Source organism: Rhodococcus sp. NPDC057014, from assembly GCF_042673295.1.
Taxonomy (GTDB): Bacteria; Actinomycetota; Actinomycetes; order Mycobacteriales; family Mycobacteriaceae; genus Rhodococcus_F.
This window is the reverse complement of sequence record NZ_JBHUSF010000242.1, coordinates 1-14,288: the sequence shown is the minus strand read 5'-3', so window position 1 is coordinate 14,288 and position 14,288 is coordinate 1. Positions and strand designations below refer to the sequence as shown.

General features: G+C 66.2%; 14 protein-coding genes and 3 pseudogenes. 10 read left to right on the top strand and 7 right to left on the bottom strand.

The features are described 5' to 3' along the window. Positions 1 to 78 precede the first annotated feature (78 nt). Together ACFTZB_RS33180 and ACFTZB_RS33175 are read right to left on the bottom strand one after the other, a co-directional pair. The gene (locus ACFTZB_RS33180; RefSeq protein ID WP_378438169.1) at positions 79 to 297 is read right to left on the bottom strand and encodes a hypothetical protein; all 219 of its coding nucleotides are present in this window, start codon (positions 295 to 297) and stop codon (positions 79 to 81) included. Positions 298 to 301: 4 nt separating this feature from the next. Then, positions 302 to 631, bottom strand: coding sequence for a hypothetical protein (locus tag ACFTZB_RS33175; protein WP_378438167.1), 330 nt, complete (start codon positions 629 to 631; stop codon positions 302 to 304). Between the two features lie 237 nt (positions 632 to 868). Here ACFTZB_RS33175 and ACFTZB_RS33170 point away from each other — a divergent pair, with 237 nt between their 5' ends. Beyond that, positions 869 to 2,110, top strand: a complete 1,242-nt coding sequence (locus ACFTZB_RS33170; RefSeq protein ID WP_378438165.1) for a hypothetical protein — start codon at positions 869 to 871, stop codon at positions 2,108 to 2,110. Between the two features lie 478 nt (positions 2,111 to 2,588). Here the strand turns inward: ACFTZB_RS33170 and ACFTZB_RS33165 are convergent, their stop codons facing one another. Further along, positions 2,589 to 2,795 (bottom strand): hypothetical protein, encoded by a 207-nt coding sequence (locus ACFTZB_RS33165; protein WP_378438163.1) that lies wholly within the window; start codon positions 2,793 to 2,795, stop codon positions 2,589 to 2,591. Positions 2,796 to 3,037: 242 nt separating this feature from the next. On the opposite strand from ACFTZB_RS33165, the pseudogene ACFTZB_RS33160 reads away from it, so the two are divergent. After that, positions 3,038 to 3,232: pseudogene (locus ACFTZB_RS33160) on the top strand (hypothetical protein); the annotation flags it as partial. A gap of 115 nt (positions 3,233 to 3,347) precedes the next feature. On the opposite strand, the gene ACFTZB_RS33155 reads toward ACFTZB_RS33160, so the two are convergent. After that, positions 3,348 to 3,590, bottom strand: a complete 243-nt coding sequence (locus ACFTZB_RS33155; RefSeq protein WP_378438161.1) for a hypothetical protein — start codon at positions 3,588 to 3,590, stop codon at positions 3,348 to 3,350. Between the two features lie 474 nt (positions 3,591 to 4,064). Between ACFTZB_RS33155 and ACFTZB_RS33150 the strand changes: the two genes are divergently transcribed. The 7 genes and pseudogenes from ACFTZB_RS33150 to ACFTZB_RS33120 all read left to right on the top strand — a co-directional run bounded on the left by ACFTZB_RS33150 (position 4,065) and on the right by ACFTZB_RS33120 (position 8,372). After that, the gene (locus tag ACFTZB_RS33150) at positions 4,065 to 4,364 is read left to right on the top strand and encodes a hypothetical protein (protein WP_378438159.1); all 300 of its coding nucleotides are present in this window, start codon (positions 4,065 to 4,067) and stop codon (positions 4,362 to 4,364) included. 113 nt (positions 4,365 to 4,477) lie between these two features. Beyond that, positions 4,478 to 4,687, top strand: coding sequence for a glyoxalase (locus ACFTZB_RS33145; protein ID WP_378438157.1), 210 nt, complete (start codon positions 4,478 to 4,480; stop codon positions 4,685 to 4,687). Between the two features lie 60 nt (positions 4,688 to 4,747). Then, positions 4,748 to 5,137: pseudogene (locus tag ACFTZB_RS33140) on the top strand (hypothetical protein); the annotation flags it as partial. A 907-nt stretch (positions 5,138 to 6,044) separates the two neighbouring features. Beyond that, positions 6,045 to 6,423: pseudogene (locus ACFTZB_RS33135) on the top strand (WS/DGAT domain-containing protein); the annotation flags it as partial. 396 nt (positions 6,424 to 6,819) lie between these two features. After that, positions 6,820 to 7,077: a hypothetical protein gene (locus ACFTZB_RS33130; protein ID WP_378438155.1), complete on the top strand. Its 258-nt coding sequence runs from the start codon at positions 6,820 to 6,822 to the stop codon at positions 7,075 to 7,077. Continuing rightward, positions 7,074 to 7,280 (top strand): hypothetical protein, encoded by a 207-nt coding sequence (locus ACFTZB_RS33125; protein WP_378438153.1) that lies wholly within the window; start codon positions 7,074 to 7,076, stop codon positions 7,278 to 7,280. The genes ACFTZB_RS33130 and ACFTZB_RS33125 overlap by 4 nt, the downstream gene beginning before the upstream one ends. A gap of 165 nt (positions 7,281 to 7,445) precedes the next feature. Beyond that, a complete protein-coding gene (locus ACFTZB_RS33120) occupies positions 7,446 to 8,372 on the top strand; it encodes a ScbA/BarX family gamma-butyrolactone biosynthesis protein (RefSeq protein ID WP_378438151.1) in 927 nt (308 codons plus the stop codon). A gap of 5 nt (positions 8,373 to 8,377) precedes the next feature. On the opposite strand, the gene ACFTZB_RS33115 is transcribed toward ACFTZB_RS33120, so the two are convergent. The 3 genes from ACFTZB_RS33115 to ACFTZB_RS33105 all read right to left on the bottom strand — a co-directional run bounded on the left by ACFTZB_RS33115 (position 8,378) and on the right by ACFTZB_RS33105 (position 12,663). Next, positions 8,378 to 9,055, bottom strand: a complete 678-nt coding sequence (locus ACFTZB_RS33115) for a ScbR family autoregulator-binding transcription factor (protein WP_378438173.1) — start codon at positions 9,053 to 9,055, stop codon at positions 8,378 to 8,380. Between the two features lie 2,469 nt (positions 9,056 to 11,524). After that, entirely contained in the window at positions 11,525 to 12,073 is a 549-nt protein-coding gene (locus ACFTZB_RS33110) for an RES family NAD+ phosphorylase (RefSeq protein WP_378438148.1), read from the bottom strand. 65 nt (positions 12,074 to 12,138) lie between these two features. Next, positions 12,139 to 12,663: a hypothetical protein gene (locus tag ACFTZB_RS33105; protein ID WP_378438171.1), complete on the bottom strand. Its 525-nt coding sequence runs from the start codon at positions 12,661 to 12,663 to the stop codon at positions 12,139 to 12,141. A 426-nt stretch (positions 12,664 to 13,089) separates the two neighbouring features. Between ACFTZB_RS33105 and ACFTZB_RS33100 the strand changes: the two genes are divergently transcribed. After that, on the top strand, positions 13,090 to 14,064 hold the full coding sequence (locus tag ACFTZB_RS33100) for a recombinase family protein (RefSeq protein WP_378438146.1): 975 nt from the start codon (positions 13,090 to 13,092) through the stop codon (positions 14,062 to 14,064). The last annotated feature ends 224 nt before the right edge of the window (positions 14,065 to 14,288 follow it).

Genomic DNA, 14,288 nt, shown 5'->3' with positions numbered 1-14,288 from the left:
CTCCCAGAAGACGCCCTCGACACCGTCTGCGGTCTCTACCTCAACGACCCGACGGCCTGGACCTGACCCCCAACGAACTTATGGGCGGAACCACTTAGTTGCCGGTTCGGGCTCCGGCACAGCCGATGGTTCCGCGGCAACGGCAGGTATCGACGGCTCCGGGGCAGTAATAGGTGTCGGCGGCTCCTCCGCGGCGGTGTCCTCCGCGTCGATCTCGACGGCCTCGTCAGTGGCAGGATCCGGGGCAGAGGGCTCGTGCACGTCGAACAGGGCGATCTGCTCCCACGGACGGCTCATCGCTTCACTGCTCCCGGATCCGGCCATCGGGATCGGCCGGTGGTACGTCGTAGCGGTCCAGCAACTCCTGCAACGCCACGTCCACGACGCTGGTGACCGTGAACTGCCGGTTTTTCACCAGCCACTTCAATCGGGCCTCCGTCGACGCCAGCACCCAGGTGTTCAGCTGCACCTTCACCGGACCCCTGCGGGACTCGAGCTTCGACGACAACGCCACCGTGGACGGCTTCACCTCGGGGCTACTTCCCGACACACGGGCATCGTTGCGCGGCTTCGACGTTCGACCCCCGCTCGGCCGCGCAGAGTTGCCTTCACGTTTTCCGGCCTGCGCCATACCCCACTCCTTTTACCCGCCCACCGTGGCCGCCGTGTTGCCGGCCGCCGCTGCAGCCCATGCTAGTCGATACGCGCACAATCACACGCTGTATGACGCGCAGTGTTGCACGTATGTGCGCGGTCCGGTCGCGGGGTGCGCGCCGAACTGGACGAACCCCGGCCGGCACCGGGCGCCGGTGCACCCATCCGGGGCTGCCGTATGGCTGCGCGACGGCTCGCCTGCCATCCTCGGAGGATGGCACGAACCTGGTTGTCGGTGACGGTGGAGCTGCTCGGCGGGCGCGGGGAGGAACTGTGGCCGTGGCCGGGCCGCGTCTTCGCGGTCGGTCCGTCGCACACCTTCCTGGACCTCGCGAATGCGATCAACGACGCGTTCGCCCGGTGGGACCGGTCGCACCTGTCGATGTTCACCCTCGCCGATGGACGAGTGGTCACCGACACCGAGACCGGGGCCGAGATGGTGGAGTCGCTCGGTGGGCCCATCACCGAGACGGTGGACATCGAATCGGCCAAGATTGCGCGGCTGCTGAAGCCGGGAGCGGAGTTCGCGTTCACCTTCGATTTGGGCGATGACTGGACCCACCGCTGTCTGATCGGCGACGAGAAGGTCGACCCCCTGCAGGTGCTGGGCATCACGCCCGGCAAGCCGTTGCCGTACTGGGGATGGGGCGCCATTCCGGACCAGTACGGGCGCCGGTGGGCCGGCGACGACGGGACCGGCCGGGCTCCGCGCAGACCACCCCAGCCGCATCCGATGCTGCTGCACGCGTGGCCCGCACAGGACCAGGTGCCCACCCTCGAGGTGTCCGAGGTTCGCGCCGCCATCGCCACGGGCGATGCGGACCGCTTCCTCGCCGCGGTCCGCGGCCGGGACGTCGACGACGTACTGCACCAGGTGGGGGCCGGTCTGCCGATGGCACTGCAGCAACGACGCGATCAGGCGGAGGCGGTGACGGTGTCGATCATCAACCGGCTGACGTGGCGCGCCGGTGCGGGTGACGAGGTGCTGGCGCAGGACCTGCTCGCGTGTTTGCGCGGGGAGCCGCTGACGGGGCGGGTGGTGCCGGTGGACCTGGAGATGCTCGGCACCGAGCTGGAAGGGGATCTCACCATGTCGGGTGGTGGCTACCTCGACCTGCACACCGGGGAGGTGGTCGACGAGGGCATCACCGATCCGGCGATGGTCGGACAGGACGCCGCCGTCGACGTGGAGGCCGAGCCCGACCGGTGGCTCCGGTTCGACCGCACCGGCTCGCGGGACGGCTGGCGGGACATGGCGGCCTTCGCCCAGCGGCAACACGATTCGGCGCTGCGGGAGCGGCTGGAGCGGGCGATCGAGGGCACGGGTGCGTTCGGCCGGTTCCGGGACCTCGTCCACCAGGAGAGCCTCGCCGAACAGTGGTACGCCTTCGCCACCGACCGCCAGCTGGGTCGTGCCCGCGAGTTCCTCGCCGACCAGGGCATCCGCGTGGGCTGACCATCAGCCCACACCGGGCCTGCCACGGGTGTCACCGACCCCATCCGCTCACGCGATGGCGTCCCGATCGCCGGTCGCGGCACAGCACCTGGGACGGCCCGCCGCGCGTCGTGACGACTGAAGTGCCAGGGAATGGAGACAGAAATCGCGGTGGCCATGCGCTGAGGCACGTGACAAAGTCCGCGGGTCGCGCACCGCACAATGTCACCGGCACAGACCTTGACGGCACGATCGGCCCGGGGATACCGGAGGTGACTTCGCCGGGCCGCGGGACCGCGGCCGCCGGGCGGTCGGCGTGCAGGCGAGATGTCCGGGCATTGGGGTGCCCCGACGTCGGGGGGTGACGCCGGGGCGGGGGTTCCGAGAATCGAATTGGGGGGAGGATTCCCGGAACTGCGCACAGACTACACACCACGACCGACATGCGAGCGTGCGGCAACGGTTCCGCGGTCAGGTCGACATCGGGCGGGGTCCACGCTTATTCGCGCATCCCGTCGGCGAGCTCGAGGACCCGTCCCAGGTACCGCGTCCTGAAGGCATCGAGCGCCCGCCGCGACAACTCGGGGTGGCCGGCCTTGCGGAAATAGTGCTCGAGATCGACGAGCCTGGTACCGATACGCACACGCTGCTCATCCAGAGTCACCAACTCGCCCACCAGACGATCGAGTTCATCGGCCTTGCTCATCACACTGTCCATCGGTCCCACCTCGACACGGAGTTGGCGCAGGGCGGATGCTTCCCGAGGCGCTCGGCCTCCACCCGCCCCGCACGGGAGAGCGTAACACACACTTCGAACAGGTGTTCGAGAAGCTGTCGGTCGCCGGCCACCACCCCCAACCGACGCACCTGGTCCGCGAACTGCCACCCACGACCCGGACTTCCCCAACCGGTGGGGCCGACTAAGAACGTGCACCAACCCCGACACGGAACAAGCGCTACCAGCATCCGTCGGCCGGGGATCTGACCCTCGGTTCGAAGCATTCACCCCCATCGGCGCCCCCCGACCAAGCTTTCGGCCTCTACACCCTCGAACCCGGATCACCCTCCGAAGACGCCCTCCGCACCACTCCGACCGCCGACACCACACCACAGGGCCCCGAAGATCCTTTCCGCAAACACTGACGCCTCCACGATCACACGGTAGCCCTGCGTCGCACGGTCAGCCTTCCGGTTCCTTACCGGTTCCGGTCCGGCTGTCAGCGACAGTGCGGCCACCCCACCGCGGATCCGGCCGACCCTAGCCTCGATCCTGTCGGGTGCTTCGCGTCGGCGCGGAGTCTGTATCCGACGCACGCTGACCGAGGCGGCGCTGCTCGATAGTGATCATCGCGCCCAGCATCAGATAGACCGCGGGAACGATCAGGACGACGGTGACAAGGACGGCGATAGCAGCCAACACTTCCACGGCAACTCCCCAGGCCGACAGGCGAAACTGCGACCGCACCACCCCCGAGCAGTACAGCAGCACCAGCACTTCCACCGTATGCCGCCCGGGCGACTCTAGCCGTAACCGGCCGGTGAACATCGCCGAAGTCCGTCACACCGGGCCCCTTTGGACGACCCACGCCCGGCCTCGCGAATCGTCCCGACCCGTTCGCCTCCGGAGCCTAAGCTGGCGCACACGCACGCTCTCATCAGGAAGGGCCCTGAATGTTCGTCCTGCTCCGGCACGCCACGCGATAGCAAGCGGAGCTGGAGCGGGGCCCGACGCCCACCGGCCCCTCAGCGCCTTCGGCCAGAAACCTTGGCGACTCAACGCCCCCACCCGCTGCGCTACATCGACCCGAATCCACTGCTGTAGCCGCTCCGGCAGTGCCGAGTAGCCCCTCCGGAAGTGACGCACGTCATAGCGGGCCGGCATCCGGTCGGCGTAACGGTCCCGGCCCTTCCGGACACCGTTCGAGTAGCCGCAGACGCTGGGCCCGCGGCACCCGAGCTAGGACCACCGATCACCATGAGCACCACACAGCTTCACCCGATCACCCGCACCTCCTCCTGGAAGCGCCTGACCGCCGTCGCCGCCACGACCATCGCAGTCGCCCTCGTCCCGGTCGCCGCCGCGAACGCCACCACCACCGCACCGGCCCCCGCGCAGCCCGTGGCCGCCGTCGTCACCCACGACAATCCACTCGACCGCGACAACGACATGCAGCAGCAACGCCAGCACGACCGCCAGCGTGACCAGCGGCAGGACCGGCGCGCCGACACCACCGTCCTCGACCAGATCCTCCTCGACGGCAGCTCCCAGCTGTAGCGCAGCCGCCCTGCCCTGGGGGTGCCAGCGGCGACCAGCCGCTCCCCCATCAGGACCTGACGGCCTCACATCCGACGTCACCCCTTTTTTCGAACCCGGCGAGAAAGACCATCATGAGTTCCACCGACACCCGCATCACCGAGACGGCCGGGACCACCGCCGCCACCACATTCAGTAGTACCGCCGACCTGACCCGTGCGTTGATTCGCGCGGCGATCGCTCACGGCGAACACGAGAAGCGCACCGGGGCAGAGGACCCGAACTGCGGCTGGTATGCCGCCTACATGGTCGCCGAACAGGCCGGGACGGAGCCGCCCGCCTGACTGTCCTCGACCCCGTCCACCGGTCTACCCCTCACCTGCACGGATCCCAAGGAGAACACCATGCCCACGATCCACCTGCACCAGACCACCACCGCCACCCCGGAACAATTCCTCGACGCGCTCACCGACTTCGGCCCCGGCCGCCAGGCGTTATTCGGCAACAGCGCCGACGACTACCTCCAGGTCCACGAACTCGGCACCACCCACGCCGACGTCACCGAAGGCTCCGGCGGGGCCTGGGAACGCCTGCACTACGACTGGACCGACCCCCACCGCGTCGTCATGACGACCACCGATTCCAACCTGTGGGGCGGAAAGTCTGGCCACACCTACACCCTCACCCCGATGCCCGATGGGACCACCGACGTCGACGCCCTCGTGGTCCGTGACGGCAAGAATTTCAAGGGGCGCGCGCTCGGGGCCGTGCTCGGTGTCTTCGGCACCCGCGTCTGTTTAAATCACACTCCCAACCCGGCCCCCCCCATGGCGCCCCCCACCCCCACCCCCCCGCGCCGGCCAAAAAAAAAAAAATTCCCCCTGGGGTGCCGTCGCCCCCCCCACCCACGGTGCTCGACGGCGCGCCACCGTGTCCGGCAGATCCGCCGAGCGAAGGCGGGCCGGTGATGTCCGTGTCGGGCCCACCGTCACGGTGTTGACGAGGCGGTGTCTTCGCCAGCGTACGACACCCTCGAATCACCAAATCCGCTTCTCTCAAAGGGTCGCCACGTGCCCAGCGGACGGAAACTGGATGTGCATTCGCACGACGCAAACGTCGCGTTCGGTGTCGGGCGCCCTCGCCGCCGAATTCGGCGCGGCGGTGGCGCAGCAGTGACCATCGTCCACGCATCGCTCCGATGACGATCGTGCGCCACAGAATCCCCTACCAGAGACCGTCTCGTCACCGCGTCGGCCGAACCAACGCGGGCGATGAACGCGAACACGAGCGACCAACGGAACACCCGCGGAAGCAGGGTGGCAGTCCCCACACGGCCCGCAGGGCCGAGTGCAGTGACCCGGGCACCATTTCCGGATGGCCGGTGCAGTGCTGATCCGTCACGGGTCATCATCACGGGAAACCGGAAGACGATCGCATCGAGTCGGTGCACCTCCTACAGCTCGGTGCACAGCGCCACGGCGCTCAGCACGGGGTGCGCAGCCGGTCGGTGAGGCAGTGTGCCCGAGCGCACTCGGTGAGGACGTCGATGGTCTCGATGCGTGCCATGATGATGTCGATCTCCGCGTCCTGGTCGAGAATGACCTGTGTCTGTCGGCGAACACGCGCTACTGCGCGACGCCACCGGGCAGTGAGGCGAAGGTCGGCGGTGCGATCACCCCGGCGCAGGTCGGCAGCGGCGGCCTCCGCGACTGCATGCGCGAGGGCAAAGCCGCACTCCGTGAGATGAGGCCCTCCCAGGTTCTGGCCATGTCAGCCCTCGGCGCCGCGTCGATCGGGATGGTGTAATGCTCCTTGGCCTGCGCGGCCCGTTGTGTCCGCCGTTCACCATGGTGATCTCCGACGTCATGGTGATCTCCGACGTCGCCGCCCGCACCCCCTGGCACTGGAGTGGGGTCCGCCTTGACGCCCGGTACCCGCTGCCAAGCCCGGCCACCGGACAGCCCTCAGCATCACCTGCACCAGCGACGATGGCCAGATCGTTCTCGGGCTCACCGGATGCCGAAGCGCGCTGCCCGACCTGAACCCAATGCTCGACCACCTAGACACCGAACTCGACCTCGAATGCGAACGCATTCCGGATGCTCCGGTCTCGCAGGCGTGGGAAGGTTCGACAGCGCCGGTGCGTCCGTCGGGCGGTTCTCGATCGGGCGAGACCCCCGTGAGCGAAGCCGAGACCGCTGCGACACCGCCGGCACCTGCGCGTGCGATCGGGGCGCTCCTGGGCCAGCCGACCGCAGCCAAAGCGAAACCATCCTGCCGGTCGCGTGTGCCACCCAGCGCAAGGTCCGCCCGTGAGCCCGGCCCACCCTCACGCGGCGACCCGCCAGTGGCCGGCAACGGTGCAGACCCGTCAAACACCAGGCACCGGAGATCCGTATAGGCCACAATGACCTCGACAAACATGCAATGCCAAACTCATTCTCGCCGAAGGGAAACCCGCACTGAAGGAGATCCGATGCCCGTTTCGTCACACACATCGTTACAGCACGTCCAGGATCGCACCACCGACCTACGCCGCTGGTTGGATACCGGCGACAACACCGCCGCCCTGACGGCGTATCTGCGCGACGAACCTGTCGACCACCAGTGGCTCACCACCTACCAACAACTCACAGACGACCTACTGACGGCGGTCGACGACGCCCGCCCGTCCAGGGCGCCGCGCGACGCACCGACGCCGAACACCGGACGCCGGCCGCCGCACCGTCGATGAACGAGAACCAATGTCGGGCGCTCGAACACGTCCGCGACACCTGCGCCATGCTGGAGAGCTTCCTGACTACCCACCCGAACGACCGCCCCGCCGAACGGGTCCGATCGGCCACCTTCGAGCAGCTCGCCGACGACCTCCTCGACGCCATCACCGCGGCACGGAACGTCGGCGTCCCCGACCACCGCATCTTCGACAGCATGTGACATGCCATCGTTACGCCGTACATTTTTGACCTACCGACTGGGAGTGGGGCCAGCAGTCTTTCGCGGACCTGCCGGGGATGTCACCCGGTTGGTCACTTGTCCGAGTCCAGCTCTATAGTTCGACATCCCGGCACGAAAGACCGGTCGGTTTCTGTGGAGGGGTTCGTGACGCGAGCACGCCAACAGCGGTGTGAGACACTTCCCGCCCTGTCTTTCGAGCAGCCGGTGCCCCGCCGCTATGTGCACCGCCAGGCGGTCGCCGAGGTTTTCCTCACCGATTGTGCCGAGCTCCCTGAGGCCAACGGGTTCGCCGTCGCGGCGCAGTGGCCGCGATTGCACGGCTTCTATCGCGCACGGGGCGGTCTGTACGACCCGATGCTGCTGGGAGAAACACTGCGACAAGCGGCGATCTACCTCGCCCACTCGCGATATCAGGTGCCGCTGAATCGACGATTCGTCATGCAGGACCTTCACTTTCGCGCGCACCTCGATGCCTTGGAGGTCGGGCCGGCGGCCGCGGACGTGACGGCGACCGCCGCCCTGTCCGATCTGGTGTACCGCGGTGAGGTGCTGTCGAGTCTCCGGGTTGAGCTGCGGTTCTGGCTGGCGGATCGGGAGATCGGGTCGGCATCCGGTGTCGCCGTGGCACTCCCGCCGACCGCCTACGCGAGGGCACGGTGGGGCGCCGTAGGACCGCGTACTCCCGGCCCGGCGAGGTGTGGCACCGCCGTACCGCCCGCTGTGGTGGGGCACGCCGAAGACCGGCACGTGGTGCTCGGCCGACGGTTGGCGCCGGGCGAGTGGGAGTTGCGGGTCGACGTGACACATCCGGTGTTGTTCGACCATCCGCTCGATCATCTGCCCGGGATGCTGCTCCTGGAGGTGCTACGCCAGAGCGCGTTCGCGGCCCTCGAGGTTCCAGACGCCCACCTGGAATCGATCGGTGCGGTGTTCCACCGATTCGCCGAACTCGATCAGCGCGCCACCGTGCGTGTCCGGGTGCTCGATGAGGATCCGCTGTCGATGAGGGCGGTGATCAGGCAGGCCGGCGTCGACGTCACCACGGGATGCGTACGGCTTGCCCGCCGCTGAGCGGCTCAGCGGCAGGCCGTCACCTGCCCGCTATCGACAGCGGGTGCGCCGACGCTGCGAGCCTTGCGGATCCGCCCAATGTCCGGCTGCCGGCTTTCGGGCATGATCCCAGGCAGCAGGAACATCCACATGTCGTCGACCCGCTGCTCGAGATCGGTGCGCTGGGCGAGGACTTGCGAGACCGTTTGGACCCCGGTGAAGGCACCGATCACGAACCGGGCGAACCGCGGCGGATCGATGTCAGACTCGAGGTCGCCCTGAACGATGGCGCGTCGCGCCAACTGCTCGCACGCATTGATCCAGTCCAGGTAGGGATCGGTGGGGCCATGCTCGTCGGCGCTGAGCTCGAGGGTGATTCGGATGCCAGCGCGGACGATCGGGTCGTGAACGATCTGCCGGGCCATCTCATGGCAGAGCATCACGATCTGCTCGATCGCCGACGCTTCTTCGCGGCCGATCGCCTCGACCGAGGCGATGGAGGTGGCGTGCTGCTCGGCGACGATGCACCGAGCCAATTCTTCCTTCGACCTGAAATGGAAGTACAGAGCGCCCTTGGTGAGGCCGGCGTTCTCGATGATCGTTCCGAGGCTGGCTCCGACATAGCCTTGCTTCTCGAACGTTTCCGCCGCGCCACGAACGATTTGCGCTCTGGTCGCCACAGCCCGCGCTTGTTGTAGAGCCACTACCCACACCTTCCCTGACCCTGTCCGGGCGAGAAAATCGATAGACGAATGGACACACCTCGATTAGCTGCACGAACGCTACCAGCGCTCAGCGAGAAGGTGCGGATCGAACGACGTGAGACCTTACTCTGCGGTGCAATGATTGTGTGGTTGATGGTGTGCGGTCGCGGCTGTGTACAACCACCGTCGTCGCTCGGCACCTGTCCCTCACCTGGGTGACCCTCGGCCGACCAACTGCTCGCCGACACCAATGTCCTTCGCGACGTGCGCTATCGGGCTCCCGGTCTCGATTCCCTACGCCCGGCCGGGCGCAGGGATGCCCGTTTCCCCGCCACACGGGCATTGTCTCTGCAGGACCTGCGGCTGTCAGGCAGCTTTTTCAGCTAAGGGCAACAAAACAACGTCCTGGGATGGCGGATCTGTCCGGTCGTTCGGGAGTATTGGCCCCGTCGCGCGATCCGGGGCGTATGGTCTGTTTTGCGTGCTCGGGCTGGTCTTGAGGGGTTCGTCCGTATCGCGCACCGATAGGTCGCCACGCTTCTCCTCCCGATGATGTGACGGCAAGACCCCGGCCGACGCGCGGCCGGGGTCGATCAACACGAAGCAACACCCACTCCACGCAGAACAGGGGGGCACCTTGTGTGATGGGGGGCGATGGTGGAACAGGCTGCGCATAGCGGTGGCGGTGATGGGTCGCCGTGGATAGCCTCAGTGCGCACCGAGTTGGTTCCCTACTCGGCTCTGGTGCAGAAGTCCTGCCGAGCCCCCAATCCGTAGCCCGGCGGGGCTTCGCCGCCGCACCGATGAGGGATGCGGCACGGGACCCACCGGCAGCTCCTCACACGTTCCGCCGGTGGGCTCTCTTGCCTCAGCCATCAGCGGCCTTCTCTACATCGCCGCGTCCAGGACGTTGCTTCCAGTGCCAGCGCTCCGTGGCACTACCCATTGTCCTTCGCAGGATCTTCAACGCCAGGCAGAGCCGATCCACCGACTCTCACGTCCGGCTTACACTGCCAATCGCTCATGACGTCTCTTCGAGTGCCGAACCGGTACGTAGTGTCGACCGTCGAGACGCCAGCTACCCACCTCAGGAGAGACGACACCAGCGAATCGCGCAGGATGCATCGATCAAGAATCGCAGATCCGGATATACCTTCGTGCTGACGGAAAGGCGTTCACACCCTTGGTCATTCGAAGTATACGCAAGGTTCATCCGACGTGCGATTATCGACTTCCACACAGGGTCGACCGGCGCCGATCGACCGCCGTCTCAAGCCTCGCGCGGAACCCCGTCCGTGTTCGGCAGGCGGGGTTCGTCACGCCTACACAAACTGCCCGTATCACATTTTCGTCTTGACCGACTGTGAGGTATTCGAGGTCAGAACTTTCAACAACTGCTTGTGGTACGGGCGTGCAACATGATGTATTTATTACGTCTCTTCAGCTGGAGGTATTCCGTCGATGACGGGTGGAGGATTCTTCCCGCCGAGGAGGCAGGACCCGTCAGCACTCACGTCCCAGTAAGGGCTGACGGGTTCCAGATCAATGAAGACCACACACTTTCCGTGCAGAATGCTGAGGAATCTATGAACGGCAGCCGAGAACGCCACTGGTTCATGCTCGTAGCGTTGATCGGCGTTAGCGCTGTCGCTGGCATCCATGCCAGCAGGTTCGACTGGTCACATTCAGGCGAGAGGCTCTGGACGGGTCTCGTGTCGTTTACGTGAAGCGGTTCCGCTGCAGCGCGGTGGTGCGGTTGACCTGCGGAAAGCTGTGGCACATGCGGGGTGGGCGTGAAGAAATTCATGTTTACTGCATCACAGTAGCGGGACTAACGAGTCATACGCCATAAGATTACTTCGGCGCCGCCCTCCCCCGCATTCGAGCGGCGCTTGACCCCGCCAGCCAAACCCCCAGTTGCTGGCGGGGTCTCTTATGATTCAGCGGTTCAACTGACCCGACTCGGGACCGCCGACGGAAACACATTGCTCGCTGTGCGGATGGCGGGTTCCGTTCTCTTCGAGGAGCCTTCGTGGGTTTCCGGTGTTACACGCGTTGGCAGGCTTCGTCGCATGGCGTGAAGCGATTGTGACGCACAGTCATGTATCGCAATACTTCGCCAGCGTTTGCCGAACATCCCCCAACGCCGAGTATCCCTTTCCGTTACCCCGGACCGGCGGGTACAGCGAATGTCGATGACATTGATACCCACCGAGTATCCACCGCAGGCACCGTTCGACATCGAAGCGTCCGACGGTGCGCGTGGGCCTGTCATCGCGCGGCATCGACCCCACGGTGACAGTGCGACTCCACTGGCCCCGCAAAGCCAGTTCGTCCCGGCTTGCTCGGACTCACCGCCGCCTCCTTTCCTCGCAGGACCTGAATGCGAATGCGGGGCTTCCACAAACGGTTGGCGGATCCGGCCTTCGACGCACGACACATCGCCCTGGCGAGCGCCAGCGGCGATCATCAGGTCGGCGGATGAAGGACGCGAACCGACCGCGGAAGCGGCTGTACCGCAATACCGCAACGCTTCGCCGCCGCCGCGAAAGACTCCGGACGCGGGTCCACCGGCCAGGACACCTCACCGGCCGGACCGAATATCGCGGCCGCATTCGCTATCGGGCCCGTGGTGAACCGCGTCTGGTACCGGATGCCGTCGAACTCGGCATCGAACGCCGCCGCCCACGCCCGGGGAACGTCGTACGGTGTCATCGAACACAACTCCCGGGTCAGCCCGAACCCGGCAGCCGCGTCAGCGCAGGTGTCGGCGAGGTCATGGGTGCCGGGTACCCGCAGCGTCGACAGCATCCGCTCGGCCGCGAAGTCGTGGGCGATCACCCCCAGCGAGGCCAACGCCTCCCCCACCGTCTCCCGGATCGCCGTCGTCTCATCGAAGGCGACGTAACACGTACCTCGCGGCGCGGACAGATCGAAGCGTCCGCCCCCGGACGAGGAGAACCACCAGGGCCCATTCGAGACCCGGTGGCCCCGGTGGACCTGCCGTCTTCCGGTCAATCGCCAATTAGGAAACCCGGTCAGCGTACGCGATCCGGGCGCCCGCAGAGCAACATCCTCCCGGGTCACGCCGCCCACCGCTGCACGTCCGCGCGGGCCGCCGCCAGGACCGGGTCGACCCGCCCACCCTCGGTCAACCAGCCCACCGCGGACTTACCACCGAACGCATCCTGCGGCGCCCGCAGCCACAGCGCACACGTCCACGGATCCGCCCCCGCACGCAGCACACGCCACACCTGCACCAGCGCCGGGTCCACGGTGCCGCTGCTGGTGAACTGCCACACCGGGTAGACCCATTGCCCCTCCTCGAGCTGGCAGGCGATCACCGCGTTGGTAGTGACCTTCTTGCTCACCGCCTGCCGACTGACGTTCCACCACCGAGTCAGGCCGGCCGTGTCGTAAAACGGGCCCACAACCTGGTCATAGACATGATGGGTGGGAAGCGCAGCCGACATCGCATCAGCGATCGCCTGCACGTCCGCGAACGTGTCGGTGGGCACACCCGCCGCAGCGGCAGCGGCGAACGTGCGGTGCACACGCTGCGAGAGCTCCTCCATCAACTGCTTCTCCTGCTCCACCAGCGACGTCATCACCACTACCCACCCTTTCGCGTCAACCTTGTCAACCACAATGATGCCGTATTGGGTCAACCACGTCAATCAGGGAGGTCGGCCCGAACACACCTCCCCGATCGGCGGGCGAGTGAGGAGATCGGCCTCATCGCCTGGGTAAAGGCGACGGTCACGCCGTCGGACTGAACCGTATGATCGTCGTGAAAGCAGGTTTGGTGCGGTGAGCAGTACGCAGGAAGCGATCCGTGCGCGGATGTCGGCGGTTCATCCGAGCGAGGGGCTCGGCGTGCCGCACCAAAATACCGGCTGCCGCCAGGCGGCAGCGTCACTGGGCTACGGAGTCACTCGGGTCTGCGTCCGCAACGACTCGACCGCTATGAAGGACACCCGACGAATACTGAACGACGTCAAGACGGGCATGAGATTGAAAGCGCGCAGGAGCGGATGACCGGGGCGAGTGAGCAGGCTGCATTGGACGGGCAGTGGCGCACCCGAATTCCGATGTTCGGGTATACCGCACACGGTGAGGCGGTCGTGGAGTCGGAGGCAGCGGCCATAAGGGAGGGTGCGCAATCGTTGTTGTCCGGTGTGCCCACCGGGGAAATCTCACGCAGGTGGAACACGGGCGGGCTTACGACCCGCGAGGGGAATCCGTTCACCAGCAAAAAAGTGGTTGCCGTGCTGCGGAACCCGACGTATGCCGCGCTATCCACGTACAAGGGTCAGATTGTCGGCGCCGGCCAGTGGCCCGCCATTATCGACGAGCACACGCACCGGGCGGTAGTCGAAATCCTCGATGGTCGACGTACGGTGGCACGGGATCGGCGCTGGCAGGGTTCGGGTGTCTACCTCTGCGGAAAATGTGGGAGCACAACACACGTCACGACGAGCCGGAACACGAACTTCTACGTCTGCAAGGAATCAGCACATCTGTGGAGGCGACAGGACACCCTCGATGCGTACATCGACACGCTGGTGGTCGATCGACTCACCGCGGAATACGCCCACTTTCTCCTCGACAAGTCCGACGACGGGGTCGATGTCCCAGCCCTCCAAGGCAAGCAGGAAGGGCTGCAGAGACGGCTCGAAGCGTTGGCGCAGGTGTTCGCGACTCGTGAGGTCGACGGAGACCAGGTGACAGCGCATCCTGCACAGATCAGGTACGACCTCGCTCGGGTCGACACCGCTCGCAGTGTCCAGTCGCAGTGGGACCGGCTGGCCAAGTCGATCGGTGCCGACGATCTTCGGGCACGCTGGGAGAAGGTCGGTGCCGACGATCTCCGCGCACGCTGGGAGAAGATGAGCGCGGATCGGCGCGGCACGGTAATCGCACTGCTGATGACGGTGACCATACTTCCGTCGCCCCGCGGACGAAAGGCTTTTGATCCGGAGTTTGTCCGGATCGATTGGAAGCGTTAAAACTTCCTTAATCGGTCCCAGGCATCGAATTCTCCGGTCCAGTTGGGATCCGATAGCTACCAACGGGCTCAGCGAGATCCGGCTGTCAGAGAGCGCCTTCCACCGTCACCACCCCTTCCGGGCGACGGTCGGCGATGCCCGCGTGAATGATCTACACCTGCAGCCAACCCCGGCCGATCAGAGCGCGGAGGTAATGCACATTTGCACGGGGACCCGTTGTGGGT

Coding starts and splice junctions, on each gene's coding strand:
- ACFTZB_RS33180 (WP_378438169.1), bottom strand. CDS start 297: ATGAGCCGTCCGTGGGAGCAGATCGCCCTGTTCGACGTGCACGAGCCC.
- ACFTZB_RS33175 (WP_378438167.1), bottom strand. CDS start 631: ATGGCGCAGGCCGGAAAACGTGAAGGCAACTCTGCGCGGCCGAGCGGG.
- ACFTZB_RS33170 (WP_378438165.1), top strand. CDS start 869: ATGGCACGAACCTGGTTGTCGGTGACGGTGGAGCTGCTCGGCGGGCGC.
- ACFTZB_RS33165 (WP_378438163.1), bottom strand. CDS start 2,795: ATGAGCAAGGCCGATGAACTCGATCGTCTGGTGGGCGAGTTGGTGACT.
- ACFTZB_RS33150 (WP_378438159.1), top strand. CDS start 4,065: ATGAGCACCACACAGCTTCACCCGATCACCCGCACCTCCTCCTGGAAG.
- ACFTZB_RS33145 (WP_378438157.1), top strand. CDS start 4,478: ATGAGTTCCACCGACACCCGCATCACCGAGACGGCCGGGACCACCGCC.
- ACFTZB_RS33130 (WP_378438155.1), top strand. CDS start 6,820: ATGCCCGTTTCGTCACACACATCGTTACAGCACGTCCAGGATCGCACC.
- ACFTZB_RS33125 (WP_378438153.1), top strand. CDS start 7,074: ATGAACGAGAACCAATGTCGGGCGCTCGAACACGTCCGCGACACCTGC.
- ACFTZB_RS33105 (WP_378438171.1), bottom strand. CDS start 12,663: ATGACGTCGCTGGTGGAGCAGGAGAAGCAGTTGATGGAGGAGCTCTCG.
- ACFTZB_RS33100 (WP_378438146.1), top strand. CDS start 13,090: ATGACCGGGGCGAGTGAGCAGGCTGCATTGGACGGGCAGTGGCGCACC.